At 66.4% G+C, this 21,595-nt stretch carries 21 protein-coding genes and 1 pseudogene; 14 read left to right on the top strand and 8 right to left on the bottom strand.

Features of this window, described 5'->3' with window-relative positions:
* The first annotated feature begins 4 nt into the window (after positions 1-4).
* Positions 5-385: an aspartate 1-decarboxylase gene (gene panD / locus DBR20_RS16720; RefSeq protein WP_004153087.1), complete on the top strand. Its 381-nt coding sequence runs from the start codon at positions 5-7 to the stop codon at positions 383-385.
* Positions 382-1,896, top strand: a complete 1,515-nt coding sequence (pgi, locus tag DBR20_RS16715; protein WP_108267062.1) for a glucose-6-phosphate isomerase — start codon at positions 382-384, stop codon at positions 1,894-1,896. Before panD ends, pgi begins: the two co-directional genes overlap by 4 nt.
* Before the next feature lie 22 nt (positions 1,897-1,918).
* Here the strand turns inward: pgi and DBR20_RS16710 are convergent, their stop codons facing one another.
* A complete protein-coding gene (locus tag DBR20_RS16710) occupies positions 1,919-2,488 on the bottom strand; it encodes a response regulator transcription factor (RefSeq protein ID WP_032952096.1) in 570 nt (189 codons plus the stop codon).
* Complete coding sequence (locus tag DBR20_RS16705; RefSeq protein ID WP_089240341.1) at positions 2,485-3,705, bottom strand: ATP-binding protein; 1,221 nt, start codon at positions 3,703-3,705, stop codon at positions 2,485-2,487. Before DBR20_RS16705 ends, DBR20_RS16710 begins: the two co-directional genes overlap by 4 nt.
* Positions 3,706-3,819: 114 nt before the next feature.
* On the opposite strand from DBR20_RS16705, the gene ispG reads away from it, so the two are divergent.
* The 3 genes from ispG (at position 3,820) to DBR20_RS16690 (ending at position 6,665) form a co-directional block, all read left to right on the top strand.
* Complete coding sequence (gene ispG, locus DBR20_RS16700) at positions 3,820-5,085, top strand: flavodoxin-dependent (E)-4-hydroxy-3-methylbut-2-enyl-diphosphate synthase (RefSeq protein WP_108267060.1); 1,266 nt, start codon at positions 3,820-3,822, stop codon at positions 5,083-5,085.
* Positions 5,066-5,815, top strand: a complete 750-nt coding sequence (locus DBR20_RS16695; protein WP_089240345.1) for a phosphatase PAP2 family protein — start codon at positions 5,066-5,068, stop codon at positions 5,813-5,815. The genes ispG and DBR20_RS16695 overlap by 20 nt, the downstream gene beginning before the upstream one ends.
* Positions 5,816-6,017: 202 nt before the next feature.
* Positions 6,018-6,665, top strand: a complete 648-nt coding sequence (locus DBR20_RS16690) for a response regulator (RefSeq protein ID WP_108267058.1) — start codon at positions 6,018-6,020, stop codon at positions 6,663-6,665.
* 289 nt (positions 6,666-6,954) lie between these two features.
* Here the strand turns inward: DBR20_RS16690 and DBR20_RS16685 are convergent, their stop codons facing one another.
* The 5 genes from DBR20_RS16685 to zwf form a co-directional block, all read right to left on the bottom strand.
* Positions 6,955-7,614 carry a bifunctional 4-hydroxy-2-oxoglutarate aldolase/2-dehydro-3-deoxy-phosphogluconate aldolase gene (locus DBR20_RS16685; RefSeq protein WP_089240347.1) on the bottom strand — a complete coding sequence of 220 codons (660 nt, stop codon included), beginning with the start codon at positions 7,612-7,614 and terminating at the stop codon, positions 6,955-6,957.
* 235 nt (positions 7,615-7,849) lie between these two features.
* Positions 7,850-9,766 carry a phosphogluconate dehydratase gene (gene edd / locus DBR20_RS16680; RefSeq protein ID WP_108267056.1) on the bottom strand — a complete coding sequence of 639 codons (1,917 nt, stop codon included), beginning with the start codon at positions 9,764-9,766 and terminating at the stop codon, positions 7,850-7,852.
* Between the two features lie 58 nt (positions 9,767-9,824).
* Positions 9,825-10,547, bottom strand: a complete 723-nt coding sequence (gene pgl / locus DBR20_RS16675; protein ID WP_108267054.1) for a 6-phosphogluconolactonase — start codon at positions 10,545-10,547, stop codon at positions 9,825-9,827.
* Positions 10,544-11,551 carry a glucokinase gene (gene glk, locus DBR20_RS16670; RefSeq protein WP_108267052.1) on the bottom strand — a complete coding sequence of 336 codons (1,008 nt, stop codon included), beginning with the start codon at positions 11,549-11,551 and terminating at the stop codon, positions 10,544-10,546. Before glk ends, pgl begins: the two co-directional genes overlap by 4 nt.
* A complete protein-coding gene (gene zwf / locus DBR20_RS16665; protein ID WP_089240355.1) occupies positions 11,548-12,984 on the bottom strand; it encodes a glucose-6-phosphate dehydrogenase in 1,437 nt (478 codons plus the stop codon). Before zwf ends, glk begins: the two co-directional genes overlap by 4 nt.
* A 352-nt stretch (positions 12,985-13,336) precedes the next feature.
* On the opposite strand from zwf, the gene ugpC reads away from it, so the two are divergent.
* Positions 13,337-14,419: a sn-glycerol-3-phosphate ABC transporter ATP-binding protein UgpC gene (gene ugpC, locus DBR20_RS16660; RefSeq protein WP_108267050.1), complete on the top strand. Its 1,083-nt coding sequence runs from the start codon at positions 13,337-13,339 to the stop codon at positions 14,417-14,419.
* A gap of 130 nt (positions 14,420-14,549) precedes the next feature.
* Here ugpC and DBR20_RS16655 read toward each other — a convergent pair whose 3' ends face one another.
* A complete protein-coding gene (locus DBR20_RS16655; RefSeq protein ID WP_108267048.1) occupies positions 14,550-15,425 on the bottom strand; it encodes a folate-binding protein YgfZ in 876 nt (291 codons plus the stop codon).
* A 269-nt stretch (positions 15,426-15,694) separates the two neighbouring features.
* Here DBR20_RS16655 and sdhC point away from each other — a divergent pair, with 269 nt between their 5' ends.
* The 8 genes and pseudogenes from sdhC to DBR20_RS16610 form a co-directional block, all read left to right on the top strand.
* Positions 15,695-16,087, top strand: coding sequence for a succinate dehydrogenase, cytochrome b556 subunit (gene sdhC / locus DBR20_RS16645; protein ID WP_089240360.1), 393 nt, complete (start codon positions 15,695-15,697; stop codon positions 16,085-16,087).
* Entirely contained in the window at positions 16,084-16,470 is a 387-nt protein-coding gene (sdhD, locus tag DBR20_RS16640) for a succinate dehydrogenase, hydrophobic membrane anchor protein (protein ID WP_025878813.1), read from the top strand. The genes sdhC and sdhD overlap by 4 nt, the downstream gene beginning before the upstream one ends.
* Positions 16,471-16,501: 31 nt before the next feature.
* Positions 16,502-18,292: a succinate dehydrogenase flavoprotein subunit gene (gene sdhA, locus DBR20_RS16635; protein ID WP_089240362.1), complete on the top strand. Its 1,791-nt coding sequence runs from the start codon at positions 16,502-16,504 to the stop codon at positions 18,290-18,292.
* 66 nt (positions 18,293-18,358) lie between these two features.
* Complete coding sequence (locus DBR20_RS16630) at positions 18,359-19,144, top strand: succinate dehydrogenase iron-sulfur subunit (RefSeq protein WP_108267045.1); 786 nt, start codon at positions 18,359-18,361, stop codon at positions 19,142-19,144.
* Between the two features lie 73 nt (positions 19,145-19,217).
* Positions 19,218-19,466 (top strand): succinate dehydrogenase assembly factor 2, encoded by a 249-nt coding sequence (locus DBR20_RS16625; RefSeq protein ID WP_108267043.1) that lies wholly within the window; start codon positions 19,218-19,220, stop codon positions 19,464-19,466.
* Complete coding sequence (locus DBR20_RS16620; RefSeq protein ID WP_108267041.1) at positions 19,417-19,866, top strand: hypothetical protein; 450 nt, start codon at positions 19,417-19,419, stop codon at positions 19,864-19,866. The genes DBR20_RS16625 and DBR20_RS16620 overlap by 50 nt, the downstream gene beginning before the upstream one ends.
* 23 nt (positions 19,867-19,889) lie before the next feature.
* Complete coding sequence (locus DBR20_RS16615) at positions 19,890-21,131, top strand: lipoprotein-releasing ABC transporter permease subunit (protein WP_100464876.1); 1,242 nt, start codon at positions 19,890-19,892, stop codon at positions 21,129-21,131.
* Positions 21,124-21,595 (top strand): annotated as a pseudogene (locus tag DBR20_RS16610) (ATP-binding cassette domain-containing protein); the annotation flags it as partial. The gene DBR20_RS16615 and the pseudogene DBR20_RS16610, both read left to right, overlap by 8 nt.

The following is a 21,595-nucleotide window of genomic DNA, read 5'->3' as shown; positions in this document are numbered from 1 at the left end:
CCCCATGCACCTGTCCCTGCTCAAGACCAAGATCCACCGCGCCACCGTCACCCATTCCGAGCTGAACTACGAAGGCTCGATCGCCATCGATGACAACCTGCTGGCTGCCACTGGCATCCGTGAATTCGAGCAGGTGCACATCTGGGACGTGACCAACGGTGCGCGCTTCTCGACCTATGCGATCCGCGCCGAAGCCGGCAGCGGCGTCGTCTCGCTCAATGGTGGCGCCGCGCGCCACGTGCAGGTCGGTGACATCATCATCATTGCCGCCTTCGCCAGCATGACCGAGCAGGAAGCCGATAGCTTCAAGCCGAAGCTGGTGTACGTGGATGGCAACAACCAGATCTCCCACACCAACGACACGATCCCGACTCAGGCCGCATGACAACGAACAACGGATTCGACTCGCTGCATTCCCACGCCCAGCGCCTGAAGGGCGCAAGCATTCCCAGCCTGCTCGCGGCCGAACCCGGCCGTGTGCAGGACCTGGCGCTGCGGGTCGGTCCGTTGTATGTCAACTTCGCCCGGCAGAAATACGATGCCGCGGCGTTGCAGGCGCTGTTGGCGCTGGCTGCCGAACGTGATGTCGGCGGTGCCATCACGCGCCTGTTCCGTGGCGAGCAGGTCAACCTGACCGAAGGCCGCGCTGCGCTGCACACCGCGCTGCGTGGTGATGTGGTCGATGCGCCGGTGGCGGCCGAGGCCTATGCCACCGCGCGCGGCATCCGCCAGCGCATGGGTGTGTTGGTGCGCGCGCTGGAAGACAGCGGCGTGACTGATGTGGTCAGTGTCGGTATCGGCGGTTCCGATCTCGGTCCTCGCCTGGTGGCCGACGCACTGCGTCCAGTCACTGGCGCACGCCTGCGCGTGCATTTCGTGTCGAACGTGGACGGCGCCGCCATGCAGCGCACGCTGGCCACGCTGGATCCGGCGAAGACCGCCGGCATCCTCATTTCCAAGACCTTTGGTACCCAGGAAACCCTGCTCAACGGCCAGATCCTGCACGATTGGCTGGGTGGCAGCGAGCGCCTGTACGCGGTCAGCGCCAATCCGGAGCGCGCCGCCAAGGCCTTCGCCATTGCCGCCGAGCGCGTGCTGCCGATGTGGGACTGGGTGGGCGGCCGCTATTCGCTGTGGTCGGCCGTCGGTTTCCCGATCGCACTGGCCATCGGCTTCGAGCGCTTCGAGCAGTTGCTGGAAGGTGCCGCGCAGATGGATGCGCATGCGCTGGACGCGCCGCTGGAGCGCAACCTGCCGGTGCTGCACGGCCTGACGGACATCTGGAACCGCAATCTGCTGGGCTCTGCCACGCACGCGGTGATGACCTACGACCAGCGCTTGGCGCTGCTGCCGGCGTACCTGCAGCAGCTGGTGATGGAAAGCCTGGGCAAGCGTGTGCAGCGCGATGGCCAGCCGGTCACCACCGACACCGTGCCGGTGTGGTGGGGCGGTGCCGGCACCGACGTGCAGCACAGCTTCTTCCAGGCGCTGCACCAGGGCACCAGCATCATTCCAGCCGATTTCATCGGCTGCGTTCACAACGACGATCCGTATACGGTCAACCACCAGGCGCTGATGGCCAACCTGCTGGCGCAGACCGAAGCACTGGCCAACGGCCAGGGCAGCGATGATCCGCACCGCGACTATCCGGGCGGTCGGCCGAGCACCATGATCCTGCTCGACGCGCTCACCCCGCAGGCGCTGGGCGCCTTGATCGCGATGTATGAGCACGCCGTGTACGTGCAGTCGGTGATCTGGAACATCAACGCCTTCGACCAGTTCGGTGTCGAGCTGGGCAAGCAGTTGGCCAGTGGCCTGCTGCCCGCTCTGCAGGGCGAGGACGTCGAGGTCAACGACCCGCTGACCCGTGAGCTGCTGGCCCAGCTGAAGGGCTGACGCGGGCGGATACGACGCCGCGTTACCGGCTCGGATCGCGCTCCGGGCTCGGCCGCTTGGCCAGCTTGCGCTGCAGCGAACGCCGGTGCATGCCGAGCAGGCGCGCGGCCGCCGACACGTTGCCGCCGGTTTCATGCATCGCCTGCTGGATGTGTTCCCACTGCAGGCGGCTGATCGGGGTCATTGCGTCTGGCACTTCCATCTCGCCGTCATCGGCGGGGCCATCGTCTTCCTCGCCCAGCGCGCGCAGGATCATCGGCACCGTCGACGGCTTCGGCAGGTAGTCGTCGGCGCCCAGCTTGATCGCCTCCACCGCGGTGGCGATGCTGGCATAGCCGGTCACCAGCAGGATCCGCATGTCTGCACGCAGCGCGCGCAGCGGCTGGATCAGCGCCAGGCCGGAATCGCTGCCCAGCTTCAGATCGATCAGTGCGAACGCTGGCGGATGCTGGCGCGCCAATGCCAGTGCGCTGGCGGCATCCTGTGCGGTCTGCGTCTCCAGCCCTTTGCGGGCCAAGCTGCGCTGCAGCGTGCGCAGGTAGAGTTCGTCGTCGTCGACCAGCAGGCCAAGGGTGGAAGCAGTCATGGTCATTCCTCGCGGGGGGCCAACGGCAGGCGGAAGCCGACGCGGCTACCGGCCCCTTGGGCCGGGCGCATCCACATCTCGCCGTCCAGGCGTTCGATGGTGGCATGGGACAGGGCAAGACCAACGCCCATGCCTTCACTCTTGCTGCTGCCGAACAGCTTGCCCGGCAGCACGGCGGCGCGGGCATCGAAGCCGTGGCCGTAGTCGCGTACTTCGCCGATCAGATCGTCGCCTTCGATGCGCAGGCTGAGGTCGACGCGCGGTCGTCCAGCCTGCTCGCCGGCATCGGCAGCGTTGTTCAGCAGCACCATCAGCAGGTGGCCGACGCCCGGGTCCAGCGGCAGGCGCAGCGGCGCGTCGTCGTTGCGATGCAGGTCGATGGTCGGGCGCACCAGCCGCCATTGCTCCAGCACCTGCTGGGCGGTGGAGTGAGCGCGCCCGGGGCGGTCGTTGGAGGCCGGCGCGGCCAGTGCCAGCACGCGCTCGCGGCATTGCACCAGCAGCTCGCGCAGGGTTTCCATGTCCTCGCGTACTTCCGGCTCTTCGCTGCGCTCGGCCACGTCATCGGCAAGCAGGGTCATGGTCGCCAGCGGTGTGTTCAGTTCGTGCGCCACCGAGGCCGCATGCGTGGCCAGGGCGACGATGCCTTCGTTGCGTGCGAAGCGTTCGCGTAGGGCCGACAGTTCCAGCTCGCGTTCGCGCAGGGCGATCGCCAGTCGGGTGGAGAAGATCAGTACCACTGCGGCGGACAGCAGGAAGGTGGCGATCACGCCCCAGCGATTGAGGTCCAGCGCGTTGAAGTAGCCGGCCGGCAGCGGCTGGCCGAACAGTCCGCTGGCGGCATAGCCCAGCAGGCAGGCGCTGGCTACGGCCAGGGCCCAGCGCAGGGGCAGGGCGAACGCGGCCAGGGCGATCAGGATCAGGAACAGTGAGCCGAACGGATTGGCGATGCCGCCGCTCCAGCTGACCATCCAGGTGAGGATGATCACGTCAACCAGGATGTGGCCGAAGGCGGTCAGCGGCGCGGTATCGGCCGGCTCCGGGCGCAGCTGCGTATACAGGTTGAATACGGCGAGCACGGCCACGCCCGACCACAGCGGCAGTTGCGGCAAGGGCAGTCCCAGCACCCAGGTGGCGACCAGGATGGTGGCCGCCTGGCCAGCCACGGCCAACCAGCGCAGGCTGCACAGGGTTCGGAGAAACGGGGCGTCGGGACCGGTCATTCGCGCCCATCGTATGCGTTCGCAGGGACGCCTGCCTGCGACAATCCGCCGCAGCCGCACTGCCGCCTGAATGCGACACACCCGCAAGGTCGGGGCGGGCGTTAGAATGCCCGCATGCATGACGCCGTCACCCGCCCTACAGCCCCCTCCGATGCCACTGCCTGGCCCCGTCGCCTGACCCAATCGGTCCAGATCGGTGGAGTCACCGTGGGTGGTGGCAAGCCGGTGGTGGTGCAGTCGATGACCAACACCGACACCTCCGATGTGGCGTCCAGCGTGAAGCAGGTCGCCGAGCTCTGGCGCGCCGGCTCGGAAATGGTGCGCCTGACCGTCAATACGGTCGAAGCGGCGGCGGCGATCCCGCGCATCGTCGACAAGCTGGCGATGATGGGCATCGATGTACCGCTGATCGGCGACTTCCATTACAACGGCCATCAGCTGCTGACGGCCGAACCGGCCTGTGCCGAAGCGCTGGCCAAGTACCGCATCAACCCGGGCAACGTGGGCTTCGGCAAGAAGAAGGACCTGCAGTTCGCCCAGCTGATCGAGTTTGCCATCCGCTACAACAAGCCGGTGCGCATCGGCGCCAACTGGGGCTCGCTGGACCAGGCCCTGGCGGCGAAGCTGATGGACGAGAACAACCATCGCGAACAACCCTGGGATGCCGGCCGCGTGCTGCGCGAGGCGCTGATCCGTTCGGCGCTGGATTCGGCCGAGCAGGCCGTCGAGCTGGGGTTGCCGCGCGATCGCATCATCCTCTCGGCCAAGGTCAGCGGCGTGCAGGAACTGATCGCGGTCTACCGCGACCTGGCCCAGCGTTCGGACTTCGCCCTGCATCTGGGCCTGACCGAAGCCGGTATCGGCAGCAAGGGCATCGTCGCCTCGGCGGCGGCGCTGAGCGTGCTGCTGCAGGAAGGCATTGGCGACACCATCCGCATTTCGCTGACGCCCGAACCGGGTCAGTCGCGTACGCAGGAAGTGATCGTCGCCCAGGAACTGCTGCAGACCACCGGCCAGCGCGCCTTCACCCCACTGGTCACGGCCTGCCCAGGCTGTGGCCGAACCACCTCGGAGTTCTTCCAGGAGCTGGCCAAGGTGGTGCAGACGCATGTGCGCGACAAGATGCCGCTGTGGAAGATCCAGCATCCGGGCGCGGAGAACATGACCCTGGCGGTGATGGGCTGCGTGGTCAACGGGCCCGGTGAGTCGCGGCATGCCAACATCGGCATCTCGCTGCCGGGTACCGGCGAAGCACCGTCGGCACCGGTGTTCGTCGATGGCGAGAAGAAGGTGACTCTGCGTGGCGAGAACATCGCCCAGGAATTCGTCGCCCTGATCGATGATTACGTTGAACGCACCTATGTCCGAAGCGCCGGGTAAGCCGACGATCCTCGCTGCACCGGAGCCTGCTTCCGGTTTCCGCCACTGGATGGCGCGCAATGCCTGGCGGCTGCTGTTGCTGTTTGCCGGCGTGCTGCTGCCGCTGGCCGGATTCGTCGCCCTGGCCGACGAGGTGCACGAGTTCGAGTCCTTCCACTTCGATGCGCCGCTGCTGTGGCAGATGCACGGCCTGCATTCGCCGTGGCTGGACCGCATCTTCGTGCTGCTGTCGAAACTGGGTTACGAGTGGTTCCTGATCCCGGCCGATGTGCTGATTGTGGGCGCACTGGCCTGGCACCGGCGGTGGCGCGAAGCGACCTTCGTGGCCGTGAGCTTCGTCGGGTCGGCGCTGCTGAACATGGGCAGCAAGCACTTCTTCCAGCGCGACCGGCCCAGCCTGTGGGAATCGATCGCGCCGGAATCCACGTTCAGTTTCCCCAGCGGCCACGCGATGGGCTCGATGACCCTGGCGGTCACCCTGGTGCTGCTGGCCTGGAATACCCGCTGGCGCTGGCCGGTGCTGCTGCTGGCGCCGTCGTTCAGCCTGCTGGTAAGCGTTTCCCGGGTCTATCTGGGGGTGCATTACCCCTCGGACATCCTGGCCGGATGGTGTGCCGCGCTGGTTTGGGTGGTAGGGTGCTATCTGGTCATGTTCAGCCGCCGTCATCCATGGCGACGGCACGGTTCGCCGCCAGCGACGGCCAGCGAAGCGATCACGCAAGGGGAGTGACGTGGATGCCCTCCCAAGGGCGTCTACCTGAGGGACGGGTTGTTTCGTTGTAGCGGGTTCTGCAGGGCAAGGGGCACGATCAGTGCGTGAAGAATGTGATGCGCAAGGCAGAACGCCGGAATTGCGCAACATCCGCGCTTGCAGTGGTCAGGTGCTCCTGCCTAGGTTGACCCGTATTGGCCGCATTCGAAGAGGTACGTGAATGACGATTCGAGTCTACCTGGTGGATGACCACGCGTTGGTCCGCACCGGGATGAAGATGATACTGTCGAGTGAAACCGACATTGAAGTGGTGGGCGAGGCCGAGACGGGCGAAGAAGCGCTGCCCGCGATCCGCCAGCTGCAACCGGACGTGGTGTTGTGTGATCTGCACCTGCCCGGGGTGAGCGGGATGGAAGTGACCGAGCGCATCGTCCGGGGCCACCGCAGCACGCGGGTGGTGATCGTGTCGGTGCTGGAGGACGGTCCGCTGCCCAAGCGCCTGCTCGAAGCCGGCGCTGCCGGTTACATCGGCAAGGGCTGTGATGCGCAGGAACTGCTGCGCGCGGTGCGTGACGTGGCCGCCGGACGACGCTACCTGGGCACGAGCATCGCGCAGAACCTGGCGTTGTCCACGGTGGAAGGCAATGGCTCGCCGTTCGACAACCTGTCGCCGCGTGAGCTGGAAGTGGCATTGCTGCTGACCCAGGGCCTGCGCCAGGAAGACATCGCCCGCCGTCTGAGCCTGAGCGCGAAGACGGTCAATACGCACAAGGCGCGGTTGTTCGAGAAGATGGGAATCCACGACAATATCGCGTTGGCGCGGATGGCCAGTCAGTACGGGTTGGTGGATCCGGCGCGACCGCTGTAAGGGTTTCGGCCAACGGCTGAGCCCCTCGCGGTGTGCGGTTGGTTTCTGGTGGTTGGCCGGGCGGATGGGCTGCGCAGGGGCCGCTGCAAGTACGTCCCTGTAAGCTCGGTCGCCGCATCCATGCGGCTCACGCCCCTGCGCAACCCATCCGCCCGGCCACGGACAGGTTCCGTGCGCCGCTTCCGCGGAATGAAGAAGGAAGAGCGGGGGCGGGTCGCGCGCTTTGCGCGCTCGTAGACTGGGGTCGGATCCCTTTTCCGGCGGGAAAGGGCTCTGACCCCGTAGTGGTTCAGTGGCCGCGTACGCGCTTGACGATCTTCGCGGCCTGCGCCGCGCTTTCGCGCACCTTGTCCCACTGGCCGGCGTCGATCCAGTTGCCCGGCACCATCCACGAGCCGCCGATGCAGACCACGTTCTTCTGCTCGAGGTATTCGGCCGCGGTGTTCTCGGTGATGCCACCGGTCGGGCACAGCTTGAGGTCGGCGATCGGGCCGGCCACGCCCTTGATCATGGCCAGGCCACCCACGGCCGTGGCCGGGAACAGCTTGCACACGCGGAAACCGCGCGCATAGAGCGACAGCAGCTCGGTCGGCGTCGCCGCACCCGGTACTACCGGCAGCGGTGCCGCAGCCAGCGCATCGGCCAGCACCGGCGGCGTGCCCGGGGTCACCAGGAAATCCGCGCCCGCATCGATGGACTGCTGCATCTGCTCCACCGTCAGCACCGTACCGGCGCCGACCACCACATCCGGCAGCTCGCGCTTGAGCATCGCCAGCGCTTCCATCGCCACCGGCGTCCGCAGCGTCAGCTCGATGGCCGGCAAACCGCCTTCCAGCAACGCCGCACTGACCGCACGTGCCTGGTCCAGCGTATGAATCGTCACCACCGGCAGGATGCCCGCCGCATGCAGCAACTCCGCCGCCTTCACCTGATGTTGTTCGATACCCATAGCTCTGCTTCTGCCTTTGCTTTCGCTCTTGTTGTGCTTTCAATGATCACTTCGCGGCGTTGACGCGCCGGAGAGTGTCAGGAGGGCGCGGTCAGCCCCAGACGGGACCGTGAGCGGCATGGATGCCGCGACCGAGCCCCCATGGATGGGTTTACGGCGTGTCCTGGTGGGGGCTACCCGCCGCCTCAACCAGGACACTCACCGCCCACGCATACCCGCAGCGCTCTTCAATCCCTCAGGCGTCCTTACCCTCATGCGGCGCCGCCGCAGCCGCAGCATCGTGCCCCAGCTCATACTCCGCGTCGTAATCCCACGGCCCACCATCAGCCGCCGCCGGACCGCACGAAATCGAGATCGCGCCCTGATCCGCCGGACCCACCACGCGCCGGTTGATCGCGAACAGGTTGCGGCCCAGGTCGTGGGCTGCCGGCGCCGTATTCGGCGCATGCGTACGCGCAGCCCATTCGGCCGCGTCCACCAGCACTTCAAGCGTGCCGGCTTCGCCATCCAGGCGGATGATGTCGCCCTCGCGCACCTTGCCCAGCGGACCACCGCGTGCGGCTTCCGGCGTCACGTGGATCGCGGCCGGAATCTTGCCCGACGCGCCGGACAGGCGGCCATCGGTGACCAGCGCCACGCGCCGTCCCTGGTTCTGCAACAGGCCCAGCAACGGTGCCAGCGAATGCAGTTCCGGCATGCCGTTCGCACGCGGGCCCTGGTAACGCACCACCGCCACGAAATGCTCGGGCAGCAGGCCGCCAGCGTGCAGCTTGTTCAGTACCTGCGGCGCATCGACCACCACGGCTGGCGCTTCGATGGTGCGGTACTGCGGCTTCACCGCCGACAGCTTGATCAGCGACTTGCCCAGGTTGCCGCGCAGCAGGCGCAGGCCGCCCTGGCTCTCGAACGGGTTGTCGACGCCGCGCACCACTTCTTCATCGGCGCTGCGTTCCAGGCCCGGCAGATACACCAGCTTGCCCTCGCGCAGCTGCGGTTCGAGGGCGTAGTCGGCCATGCCGCCACGGGCCACGCTGACCAGATCGCCATGCATCAGGCCGGCCTTGATCAGCTCGCCGAACACGAACGCCGGGCCACCCGCAGCGGCGAAGCGGTTCACGTCGGCCTCGCCGTTCGGATAGACGCGCGCCAGCAGCGGAATCAACTGCGACAGCTCGTCGAAGTCGTCCCAGGTCAACACGATGCCGGCCGCGCGCGCCACCGCGATCCAGTGGATGGTGTGGTTGGTCGAGCCACCGGTAGCCATCAGCGCGATGATCGCGTTGATGATCGCGCGCTCATCGATGATCCGGCCCAGCGGACGGAAATCGTCACCCAGTGCGGTGATGTCCAGTGCGCGCTCGGTGGCTTCGCGGGTCAGCGCATCGCGCAGCGCGGTATCCGGGTTGACGAACGACGCGCCCGGCAGCTGCACGCCCATTGCCTCCAGCAGCACCTGGTTGGAATTGGCAGTGCCGTAGAAGGTGCAGGTGCCCGCGCCGTGGTAGGAGGCCGATTCGGCCTCCAGCAGTTCTTCGCGGGTGGCTTCGCCGGCAGCGTAGCGCTCGCGCACTTCGGCCTTCTGCTTGTTGGGAATGCCCGGTGTCATCGGGCCGGCCGGCACGAACACCGCCGGCAGATGGCCAAAGGCGAGGGCGCCGATCAGCAGGCCCGGCACGATCTTGTCGCACACACCGAGGTACACGGTGGTATCGAACATGTCGTGGCTGAGCCCGATCGCGGTGGCCTGGGCAATGACATCACGCGAGAACAGCGACAGCTCCATGCCGCCACGGCCCTGGGTGACACCGTCGCACATCGCCGGCACGGCACCGGCAACCTGTGCGGTCGCGCCCAGTTCGCGGGCCACCGCACGGATCTGTTCGGGATAGGTCTCGAACGGCTGGTGCGCCGACAGCATGTCGTTGTAGGCGGTGATGATGCCCAGATTGGCCGTCACGCCGCCACGCAGGCGGCTCTTGTCGGTGCCACCGCAGGCGGCGAAACCGTGGGCAAGATTGCCGCAGCTGAGGCGGCTGCGGAACGGGCCATCGCGCAGGGAGGCGTCGATCGCTGCCAGATAGGCGGCGCGCGAGGCGGCGCTGCGGCGGATGACGCGCTCAGTGATGGCTTGCAGTTGCGGATGGAGGCTCATTGGCTACCGGCGTTCGAGGTGGCGAGAGGCAAGCGGCGGCAGGGCGCCGCCGCCGACATCAATCAGCCCAGTGGACACGCAGGCGCGCGCCGTCCAGGTTGATCGCGTTGAGGATCGGATACTGCTGGGGGTCGTTGCTGTCCAATGCCTGGCGCAGCACCTGCAGCTTCTGCTTGCCGCGCAGCAGCAGCAGACGCTGGCGGCACTGACCCAGCCCGCGCGGGGTCAGGGTGATGCGCAGCGGCCACTGGTTGGCACCGGGGCAGCCGGTGGCATCAAGCGCGGCATAGGGCAGGGTGCTTTCGAGGGCACGCTGCAGGTCGCGCGAGCCCGGGAACAGCGAGGCGGTATGGCCGTCATTGCCCATGCCCAGCGCGACCAGGCTTGGCGGCTGGCTGTGCTGGGCCTGCAGATTGGCGGTGTACACGCACTCGGGCAGCGGCTTGCCGATCCGCACCAGCGGATCGAAGTGCGCACCTTCGGCACGTGTAAGTAGGTTCTCGCGCACCAGCCATGCATTGCTGTCGCGATCCTGCGGTGACAGCCAGCGCTCGTCGGCCAGGCTCACTTCAACGCGGTCCCAATGCACATCCAGCTCGGCCAGCGCCTGGTACACCGGTGCCGGCGTGGTGCCGCCGGACAACAGGATGCGTGCGCGGCCCAGCTCGGTGATGTCGTGGTTGATCGCCTGTGCCATTTCGGCAGCGACCGCTTCGATCCAGCCATCGGCGTCGCCGTGGTTGATGAACTCGATGCGCTCGTCGTGGAAGGTGGGGCTCATGCGGCAACTCCTGGTGCGTCACGTTCGGCGTCGGCCGCATAGGCAGCAGCGCCCAGCAGTCCGGCGTGGGGATGCATCACGGCCAGCGAAGGCACCCGCGCCATGATCGAAGAGAACCGGCCCTTGTGTTCGAAGCGCTGGCGGAAACCGGAGTGCTGCAATGAATCGAGCATCTTCGGAGTCAGCCCGCCGGTCAGGAACACACCGTCCCAGGCGCCCTGGGTCAGCACCAGATCACCGGCAATGGCACCGAACACCGCGCAGAACACATCGACGGTACGCATCGCCTGTGGATCGCCGTGCAGGGCGCGGGCGGTCACGTCCACCGGTTGCAGTTGGCCCGGGTCGATACCTGCCATCTCGCAGATTGCGCGATGGATGTTGACCAGGCCGGGGCCGCAGATCAGCCGCTCGTTGGAGACGCGCCCGAACTGCTCGGACAGGATCTCCAGGATGCGGATCTCTTCCGGCGTTCCCGGCGGGAAGCTGACATGGCCGCCTTCGGTTTCCAGCGGGTAGCAGCGGCCGTGGCGAAGGATCAGGCCGCCGACGCCGAGGCCGGTCCCCGGCCCGATCACTGCGTAGTTGCGCGGCTGACCCGGCTTGCCCGGAACCCAGGCGGCACCACCGACCTGGATCACGTCATCGGGCTGCAGCAGCGAGATCGCCATCGCCTGCGCGGCGAAATCGTTGATCAGGTGCAGTTCGTTGAAACCCAGCATCGCGGCCGTGCGGCTGCGCGATATCACCCACGGATGGTTGGTGATGCGGGCTTCGTCACCATCGACACGACCGGCGACTGCGAACACGCCACGGCTTGCGGTGGCGCCGATCTGTTCCAGATGGTGGCGCGCGGCATCACCCAGCGACGGGAACTCGGCCACTGCGTACTCGCGGATGCTCTCTTTCAGCAGCGGGGCGTCCTGCGAGGTGTCGGCAAGGGCGAAGCGGGCATTGGTGCCACCGATGTCGGCGACCAGCACCGGCTGCGAGCCGGCACTCATTCCGACGCTCCGCTATCCGGCGCATCCACGCCCTGCGGCAGGAAGTCGACCGCGTTGGCCGGGCCCCACTGGCCGGCAGGGTAGGGTTCCAGCGGCAGGTCGGCCGCCTTCCAGGCATCGGCGACGCTGTCGATCCAGGCCCAGGCGGCGCGCACTTCGTCATCGCGCACGAACAGGGTGTGGTTGCCATTGAAGGCATCCAGGAACAGGCGTTCGTAGGCGATGCGGCGATGCAGGCCGGTCGGTACCGAAAGTTCCAGTTCCAGCGGCTGCAGTTCCAGCGCGCCCCATTCCGGGCCGGCCAGGCTGCTCATCAGGCCCAGTTCGATGTTCTCCTGCGGCTGCAGCTGGAACACCAGGCGGTTCGGTGCGGCCTGCGCACGCTGCGGACGCTCGAACAACCAGTGCGTGACCGGCTTGAGGGTCACCACCACGCGGGTGGTGCGCTCGGGCAGGCGCTTGCCGGTGACCAGGTGGAACGGCACGCCGCTCCAGCGCCAGTTGTCGATGTGCGCGGTAACGCCTGCGAAGGTTTCCACATCGCTGCCTTCCGGCGGCTGGTAGGCCTGTGCGGGCTGGCCGTTGATGCTGCCGGCGGTATAGCGGCCACGCACGCTGTCACGCGCTGCGTGCTTGGCATCCAGCGGGCGCAGCGCACGCAGCACCTTGACCTTCTCGTCGCGGATGCGGTCGGCTTCCAACGACGCCGGCGGCTCCATCGCCACCATGCACAGCAGCTGCAGGATGTGGCTCTGCACCATGTCGCGCAGGGCGCCGGAGCGCGCGTAGTAGGCATCGCGGCCATCCACGCCTTCGCTTTCGGCGACCAGGATGTGCACCGATTCGATGTAGTTGCGGTTCCACACCGCTTCCAGCAGCGTGTTGCCGAAGCGCAGCGCGATCAGGTTCTGTACCGCCGCCTTGCCCAGGTAGTGGTCGAGGCGGAACACGCGGTCTTCGTCGATCCACTGGCCGATGGTGGTGATGATCTCTTCGGCGCTTTCGCTGTCGCTGCCGATCGGCTTCTCCAGCATCAGGCGCGCCGGCGCAGCCAGTGCGCCGCCCTTGGCCAGGCCTTCGCAGGTGGAGATGTACAGGCCCGGCGGGATCGCCAGGTAGCTCACGCAGCGGCGGTCGACCAGGTCCGACACCGCAGCGGCGACCGAGTCGACGTCGCGCAGGTCGACCGAGCGGTAGTCGATGCGACGCAGCAGGGAGGCGATGTCCTCCTGGCTGGCCATCGGCATCGCCTGCTGCAGGCGGGGCCGCAGGATGTCATGGAAGGCTTCGGTGTCGTGGCCCGACAGGGCCAGCGCACGGATGCGGAAATCCTCCGGCAGCAGGCCGTCGCCGAGCAGGCGCAGCAGCGAAGGGAACAGGTAGCGCTGGGCCAGATCACCTGTGGCACCAAACAGGAAGAGTGTGTCGTGCATCGCTCGAGTTTCAGATCCGGGTGACATCGTTGTCAATCGCTTCATGGCTGGGTTCGGGGGACATCCGCGCAACTGCCTGTCCGAGGCTCATCTGGATCGGCTTTCCGGGTTGCCGGAGCACCGTTCCAATCGAAACCACTACAGCGGCAACCCTTCGTTCGGTCGACGGTGCAGGTCGGCGCGCACCGACGTTCGGATAGTGCCACGTGAAAACGTTTACATGGCAGAATGGGCAACTGTATTCGATTGCAGTGGTCGCCGTCATGCGGCAACCGCGCAATCATCACTGCCATCGGGAGGGCCGAGGCAGTCCCAAAAGACAGCCCGGCGTCGGGCGGACTGGATGAGTGAAATGGCAAAAGTGCAGTTGCAGGGTGTGCGCAAGGTCTACGACAACGGCCAGGTCGCGGTGAAGGACGCCACCTTCGAGGTCGCCGACGGCGAACTGATGGTGCTGGTCGGCCCGTCCGGGTGTGGCAAGTCGACCCTGTTGCGGATGGTGGCCGGGCTGGAAGAGATCAGCGGCGGCACGTTGACCATCGGTGATCGCGTGGTCAACGACGTGGCGCCGAAGGATCGCGACATCGCGATGGTGTTCCAGAGTTACGCGCTGTACCCGCACATGACCGTGGCCGAGAACCTGGCCTTTGGCCTGAAGCTGCGCGGGCATGACAAGGCCACCATCGACAAGCGCATCAGCGAAGCCGCGCAGACGCTGGGCCTGACCGAGATGATGGACAAGCTGCCCAAGGCGATGTCCGGCGGCCAGCGCCAGCGTGTTGCCTTGGGCCGTGCGCTGGTGCGTGAGCCGGCGGTGTTCCTGCTCGACGAGCCGCTGTCCAATCTTGACGCCAAGCTGCGCCACAGCGTGCGCACCGAGATCGCGCAGCTGCACCGCAAGCTGGGCACCACCATGATCTACGTGACCCACGATCAGGTTGAAGCGATGACCCTGGGCCAGCGCATCGTGGTGCTGAAGGACGGTGTCATCCAGCAGATCGATACGCCGATGGCGCTGTATGACCGTCCGGCCAACCTGTTCGTGGCCGGTTTCCTCGGCAGCCCGGCGATGAACGTGCTGCGCGGCACGCTGCAGGGTGACGCCGGTGGCGTGACCGTGGTCGACGGCGACTGGCGTGCTCCGCTGGGGCAGGCGACGATCGATCCGGCGTGGCTGCAGAAGCCGATCGCGGTGGGCGTGCGTCCCGAACACCTGCAACCGGCAGATAGTGAAGACACCCATGCGTTCACCGCGCGCATCGAAGGCATCGAGCCGGTCGGCAACGAGATCTTCGTCAACATGAGCAGCGGCCAGCACGCGCTGACCATGCGCGTGGCGCCGCAGTCGCTGCCGGGCGTGGGCGAGGACATCCGGGTGGCGATCCACCCGCAGGGCCTGCATTTCTTCAGCCCGGAAACCGGCGAGCGCCTGTAAACGGTAGTGCCGGCCAGCGGCCGGCACTACCTTCCGGGTTCAGTAGATCCACGCCATGCGCGGATGAAATGCCGAATCATGACCCGCAGTAGATCCACGCCATGCGTGGATGACGTACCGGATCGGCGCCTCAGCGCGCCAACCCGTCCAGCAGCGGCATCCGCTGCGCGGGCGCATCACCCACCTGCAGTTCGCTGTCGCCGGTCTCCAACGGCAGCACCGCCAGCGCCAGATCGCCGGCCACGCTGGCCAGGGTGCCGAGCGCGGTACCGTCCTGCTGCACGCCATCGCCGGCCTGCGCCGGTGCTGCGGTATGCAGCAGCTGCACCGCGCGCTTGGCCTTGCCGAGGAAATGGGTGCGCGCGACGATTTCCTGACCGGGGTAGCAGCCCTTCTTCACGCTGTAGCCGTTGAGACGGTCCAGACCCAGCTGCTGCGGGGTCCACACTTCGCGCTGGCTCTCTTCCAGTCGCGGCAGGCCAAAGCGCAGGTCGGCCTGGCGCCAAGCCAGGGCGAAGGCGGCGTCCCCGGCTTCATCGCTGGCCGGAAAGGCCTCGACCGGGCCCACGCGCAGCGTGCGGGGAAGTGCGTCGCTGCCCAGGTCCAGCTCCCAGCCGTGGCTGCCGGCCTGCGCGATGGCGGCGCCGGTGGCGGCTTCCGGCGCAGTAAAGGCCCCGGCCACTGCCAGGTCGGCATGCACCTGCAATTTCACTTTGCGGCGGAACACGAACCGCTGCAGTTGCGACGCAATCGCATCGGCATCGCCGTCGGCGAGCACCAGCAGCACATGGTCATCGGCCAGCCGCAGCAGCTGAAACACTGCCAGGGTGCGGCCTTTGGCGCTCAGCCACGCGCTCCACTGCCAGTGCAGCAGGGGCAGGGCGGTCACGTCGCTGCTGAACTGGGCATGGGCAAAAGCCACTGCATCCACGCCCTGCAGGCTCAGCAATTGATGGCCGGGCAGGTGCGGATATGCGACGAAAGCAGGGGGAAGGTTGTCAGGCACGTGAACGAGGTCTAAAATTTGTGCGTTGCGAGACCCATCATGATAGGCCAAACAACCCCCACTCCCGACGCCGAAGCTGAAGCCCCGCTGGTTCCCCCGGTCCCTGTGCCCGTGGAACAACCAGAGGTGGAAGAAGAATTCGGTGGCCGCGGCGGACTTGATCCGGTGCGGTATGGCGATTGGGAAAAAAACGGACGCTGCATCGATTTTTGATCAGCATTGAGCCAACGCGGCCTTATGCCGCCCAGCCGAGACAACGAGCCCAGCGAATGGCGACCAGACAACGTCCCCTTTCTCCGCACCTTCAGGTGTATCGCTGGCAGATTCAGATGGCCACCTCGATCCTGCATCGAGCCACTGGCGTCTTTCTGTCTGTTGGTGCCCTCATCATCGCCGGAGGCCTGTTGGCTCTGATGATGGGGCCCGAATCCTGGAACTGCTTCACCGGCCATGCCGGGGCCTGGTATGGCCGCGTGTTCCTGTTCGCGTGGACATGGTCGTTCGCCTATCACCTGTGCAATGGCATCCGCCATATCGTGCAGGACTTCGCGATCGGATTCCGCATTGCCACCTTCATCCGCAGCAGCTGGATGTCGGTGATCGGCAGCCTGCTGATCACCCTGGCGGTGTGGGCCTATGTGATGTTCGGAGGTGCCGCGTGAGCAAGTTCCGTACCCCGTTGAAGGGCGTGCGCGGTCTCGGCTCGGCCAAGACCGGCACCGAGCACTTCGTGCATCAGCGCCTGACCGCCGCCGCACTGGTGGTGCTGGGCATCTGGTTCCTGGTGTTCGTGCTGGGCCTGCTGGGCTCGGATTACGTGACCGCCACTGCCGCGATCGCCAAGCCGTGGAACGCCGTTCCGCTGATCGGCCTGCTGATCGCCATGTTCTGGCACGCCCAGCTCGGCCTGCAGGTCGTGCTGGAGGACTACATCCACGAATCGCTGCTGGCCCTGGTGCTGCAGACCGCGGTGAAGTTCGTCGCCGTGCTCGGCATGATCGTCAGTGTGTTTGCGGTGGGCCGCATCGCCCTCGGCGTTGCCTGAGCCCAGGCGCCAAGACAGGAATCCAGACTAGATGTCCGCTTACAAGATTACCGAACACAAGTACGACATGGTCGTGGTGGGCGCCGGCGGCGCCGGCCTGCGTGCCACGTTCGGCCTGGCCGCCAAGGGCCTGCAGACCGTGTGCCTGACCAAGGTCTTCCCGACCCGGTCGCACACCGTCGCCGCCCAGGGTGGTATCTCCGCCGCGCTCGGCAACATGGGCGAGGACGACTGGCGTTACCACTTCTTCGACACCATCAAGGGTTCGGACTGGCTGGGCGACCAGGACGCCATCGAGTACATGTGCCGTGAAGCGATTCCGGCGATCATCGAGCTCGAGCACTACGGCGTGCCGTTCAGCCGCACCGCCGAAGGCAAGATCTACCAGCGTCCGTTCGGTGGCATGACCACCCAGTACGGCGAAGGCCCGGCGGCGCAGCGTACCTGCGCGGCGGCCGACCGTACCGGCCACGCGATGCTGCACACGCTGTACCAGCAGTCGCTGAAGCACGACGCACGCTTCATGATCGAGTACTTCGCACTCGACCTGATCTTCGATGACGAAGGTGCCTGCCGCGGCGTGCTGGCGTTGGACATGTCCGACGGCACGCTGCACCTGTTCCGCGCCCAGGGCGTGGTGCTGGCCACCGGCGGCTACGGCCGTGCCTACTTCAGCGCCACCTCGGCGCACACCTGCACCGGCGACGGTGGCGGCCTGGCCATGCGCGCCGGCATCGCCATGCAGGACATGGAGTTCGTGCAGTTCCATCCGACCGGCATCTACGGCGCCGGCTGCCTGATCACCGAGGGTGTCCGCGGTGAAGGTGGCATCCTGCGCAACAGCAGCGGCGAGCGCTTCATGGAGCGCTACGCACCGCACTACAAGGATCTGGCTTCGCGCGACGTGGTCAGCCGTTCGATGACCATCGAGATCCGCGAAGGCCGCGGCGTCGGCGAGCACAAGGACCACATCCTGCTCGACCTGACCCACCTCGGCCCGGGCGTGATCGACGACAAGCTGCCGGGCATCGCCGAGAGCGCCCGCATCTTCGCTGGCGTCGACGTGCACAAGCAGCCGATCCCGGTGATCCCGACCGTGCACTACAACATGGGCGGCATTCCGACCAACTACCACGGTGAAGTGGTGCGCAAGGACGGCGAGAACCCCGATGCGGTCGTGCCGGGCCTGTACGCCATCGGCGAAGCGGCCTGCGTTTCGGTGCACGGTGCCAACCGCCTGGGTTCGAACTCGCTGCTGGACCTGGTGGTGTTCGGGCGTGCGGTGGCCAATCGTTGCGCTGCGACGATCACCCCGGGCGCGTCGCACAAGACCCTGCCGGCCGACGCCTGCGACAAGGCGCTGGGCCTGCTGGACAAGCTGCGCCACGCCAACGGTGATACGCCGACTTCGGTCATCCGTGATCGCATGCAGCGCACCATGCAGGCTGACGCGGCCGTCTTCCGTACCAGCCAGACGCTGAAGGAAGGCTGCGAGAAGATGGACAAGATCTTCGACTCGTTCCAGGACGTGAAGGTCTCCGACCGTTCGCTGGTCTGGAACTCGGACCTGATCGAGACCTACGAGCTGAACAACCTGCTGCTCAACGCGGTGGCGACGATCAACTCGGCCGAGCAGCGCAAGGAAAGCCGCGGCGCACATGCGCACGAGGACTTCCCGAACCGCGACGACGTCAATTGGCAGAAGCACACCCTGGTCAGCGTGGACGAGAAGGGCAAGTGCAGCTTCGACTACCGTCCGGTGCACATGTACACGTTGACTGATGACGTGTCCGTGGTGCCGCCGAAGCCGCGCGTGTACTGATCCGACCCCGCCTAACATGCAATCCGCGCCCTCGGGCGCGGGCCGCCTGAGCCAACGAGAGCAGCCATGGCCGAGTTTTCACTCCCCAAGAATTCCAAGATCACGAAGGGCAAGCACTTCCCCGCCAGTACCGGCGGCAAGAACGTGCGCACCTTCAAGATCTACCGCTGGAGTCCGGACGACGACAGCAATCCGCGCACCGATACCTATGAGGTCGATCTGGACGCCTGCGGCCCGATGGTCCTGGACGCGCTGATCAAGATCAAGAACGAGATCGACCCGACCCTGACATTCCGCCGCTCGTGCCGCGAAGGTATCTGTGGTTCGTGCGCGATGAACATCGACGGCACCAACACCCTGGCCTGCACCCGAGCCATCTCGGACTGCGGCAAGAAGGAAGTGCCGATCTACCCGCTGCCGCACATGAACGTGGTCAAGGATCTGGTTCCGGACCTGACCCACTTCTATGCGCAGTACGCCTCGATCAAGCCGTGGATCCGCACCCAGACCCCGGCACCGCCGGACCGTGAGCGCCTGCAGTCGCCGGAAGACCGCAAGAAGCTGGACGGTCTGTACGAGTGCATCCTGTGCGCGTGCTGCTCGACCAGCTGCCCGAGCTACTGGTGGAACGGCGAGCGTTACCTGGGCCCGGCGATCCTGCTGCAGGCCTACCGCTGGATCATCGATTCGCGCGACGAGGACACCGGTGCGCGCCTGGACGATCTGGAAGATCCGTTCAAGCTGTACCGCTGCCACACCATCATGAACTGCGCCCGGACGTGCCCGAAGGGCCTGAACCCGGCATTGGCGATCGCCGAGATCAAGAAGCTGATGATGGAACGCCGCGCCTGATACGGCGCCGGGTAGCTGCATGACCCCAGTAGAGCCACGCCATGCGTGGCTTTGCTGTATCTGGAGAGACACGATGGAAGAAGATGTTCTGCTGAAGAAGCTGCGTTGGCGTTGCCGGCGCGGCATGCGCGAACTGGACCAGTTGTTCGGTCGCTACCTGGACCGAGAATGGGGCAGTGCGCCGACCGAAGAGCGCGAGGTTTTCCTGTTCCTGCTCGATTGCGAGGACGATAAGTTGTGGCGCTGGTTCATGGGCTACGAGGCCTGCCCACATGCGCACGCCGTGCCCCTCATGCACAAGATCCTCGCCCTCAAGCCTTGAGTGGCGCCCGTCGCGGTTGCAGGCCGGTGCTCAGCTGGCTGTACTGCTGGCCGCGCCCTGGTTGCTGCGCGCTTCGGATCTGCCGTCCACGCATCTGATTCCCGCGCTGATCGGGGCCTGGGTGCTTGGTCTGGCCGAACTGGCCTGGCGCCTGCGACGGCCCCGCGTGGTGGTGCAGCTGCCGCCCGTGCCCGAGCCGCTGCGCGTGGACGGGCACGACATTCCCGCGCCACAGCTGGTGGTGCGCGGGCCGTGGCTGCTACTGCACTGGCGCGAGGGCTGGCACCGTCGACGGCTGTTGTTCTGGCCGGACGTGCTCGATCGCGGGCAGCGACGTGAACTGCGACTGGCCGTATCCGCACGCGCCGTTTCCCGTCAGCCCCGGTCGGTGGCACCATAGGCTGAATCGACTGGCGTGCCTGCATGTTCAAACCCATTCCCGTGGCCATTGGCCTGCGCTACCTGCGCGCCAAGCGCCGCAACGGCTTCATCTCCTTCATTTCGATGGCATCGATCCTGGGCATCGCGCTCGGGGTGACGGTGCTGATCACCACGCTGGCGGTGATGAGCGGTTTCCAGAAGGAGATCCGCAGCCGCCTGCTGCAGATGACCGCACACACCACCATCAGCCGCGACGGTGAACCGATGCCGGACTGGATGCGCGTGGTCGATGTGGCCAGCAAGGATCCGCGCGTGGCCGGCGCTGCGCCGTATATCGAGATCCAGTCGATGATCAGCGGCCCGCGTGTGCAGGGTGCGATCATCCAGGGCATCGACCCGGCGCTGGAGCCGAAGGTGTCGGTGATCGACAAGAAGGTGACCAAGGGCAGCTACGGCAGCCTGACCCCGGGCAGCTTCAACCTGCTGCTGGGCAAGGAACTGGCCGTCTGGCTGGGCGTGGACGTCGGCGACCAGGTGCTGGTGACCTTTGCGGAAGTGCAGGGCACGCCGGCCGGTGCGGTGCCACGGATGAAACGCTTCACCGTCAGCGGCATCTTCGAGGCCGGTTACAACGAAGTCGATCGCGGTGTGGGCTTTGCCAACATGAAAGACCTGGAGCGCGTACTGCGTTCCGATGGCGCCACCGGCGTCCGCCTGAAACTGCATGACATGGACCGCTCGCTGGAGGTGGGCGTGGACCTGGCGCAGAACCTCGGCGGCGCCTATCGGGTCAGCGACTGGACCCAGCAGAACGCCAACCTGTACCACTCGCTGCGCATGGAAAAAGTGGTGATGGGCATCCTGCTCTCGCTGATCATCGCCATGGGCGCGTTCAACCTGGTGTCCTCGCAGGTGATGCTGGTGACCGACAAGCAGGCCGACATCGCGATCCTGCGCACCCTCGGCCTGACCCCGGGCGGGGTGATGCAGGTGTTCATGGTGCAGGGCTCGCTGATCGGCATCTTCGGCACCCTCGCAGGCCTGATCGGCGGCATCACCCTGACATTGAACCTGGAGCGCATCCTCGGCGCGATCGAAGCGGTGTTCAAGATCAAGCTGCTGCCGGAGGATGTGTACTACATCACCGGCCTGCCCACCGACATGCAGACCAGCGACATCGTGGTGATCACCCTGATCGCGCTGCTGATGAGCTTCCTGGCCACTTTGTATCCCGCCTGGCGGGCAGCACGCACCCAGCCGGCGGAGGCCCTGCGTTATGAATAAGGTCTTCAATCGCGGCGATGAAGTGATCCGTGCCGAAGCGCTGGGCAAGACCTACGCCGAAGGGCGCATGCAGACCCCGGTGTTCGATGGCCTGGACCTGACGGTGACCGCAGGCGAGACGGTTGCGATCATCGGCGCCTCCGGTGCCGGCAAGAGCACGCTGCTGCACCTGTTGGGCGGGCTGGATACGCCCACCGCGGGCGAGGTCTATGTCACCGGCCAGCGCATGTCCGCGCTGTCGGACACCTCGCGCGGCCTGCTGCGCAACCAGGCGCTGGGTTTCGTCTATCAGTTCCACCACCTGCTGCCGGAATTCACCGCGCTGGAAAACGTGATGATGCCGGTGATGCTGGCCGGCACCGCAGTGGCGGAGGCCAGCACGCGTGCGACTGCGCTGCTGGAATCGGTCGGCCTCGGCCATCGCCTGGATCACAAGCCCGGCGAATTGTCCGGTGGCGAACGCC

Origin of the sequence: Stenotrophomonas sp. HMWF023, assembly GCF_003060985.1 — a bacterium.
Taxonomy (GTDB): domain Bacteria; phylum Pseudomonadota; class Gammaproteobacteria; order Xanthomonadales; family Xanthomonadaceae; genus Stenotrophomonas; species Stenotrophomonas lactitubi.
This window is presented reverse-complemented; position numbering and strand designations above follow the sequence as displayed.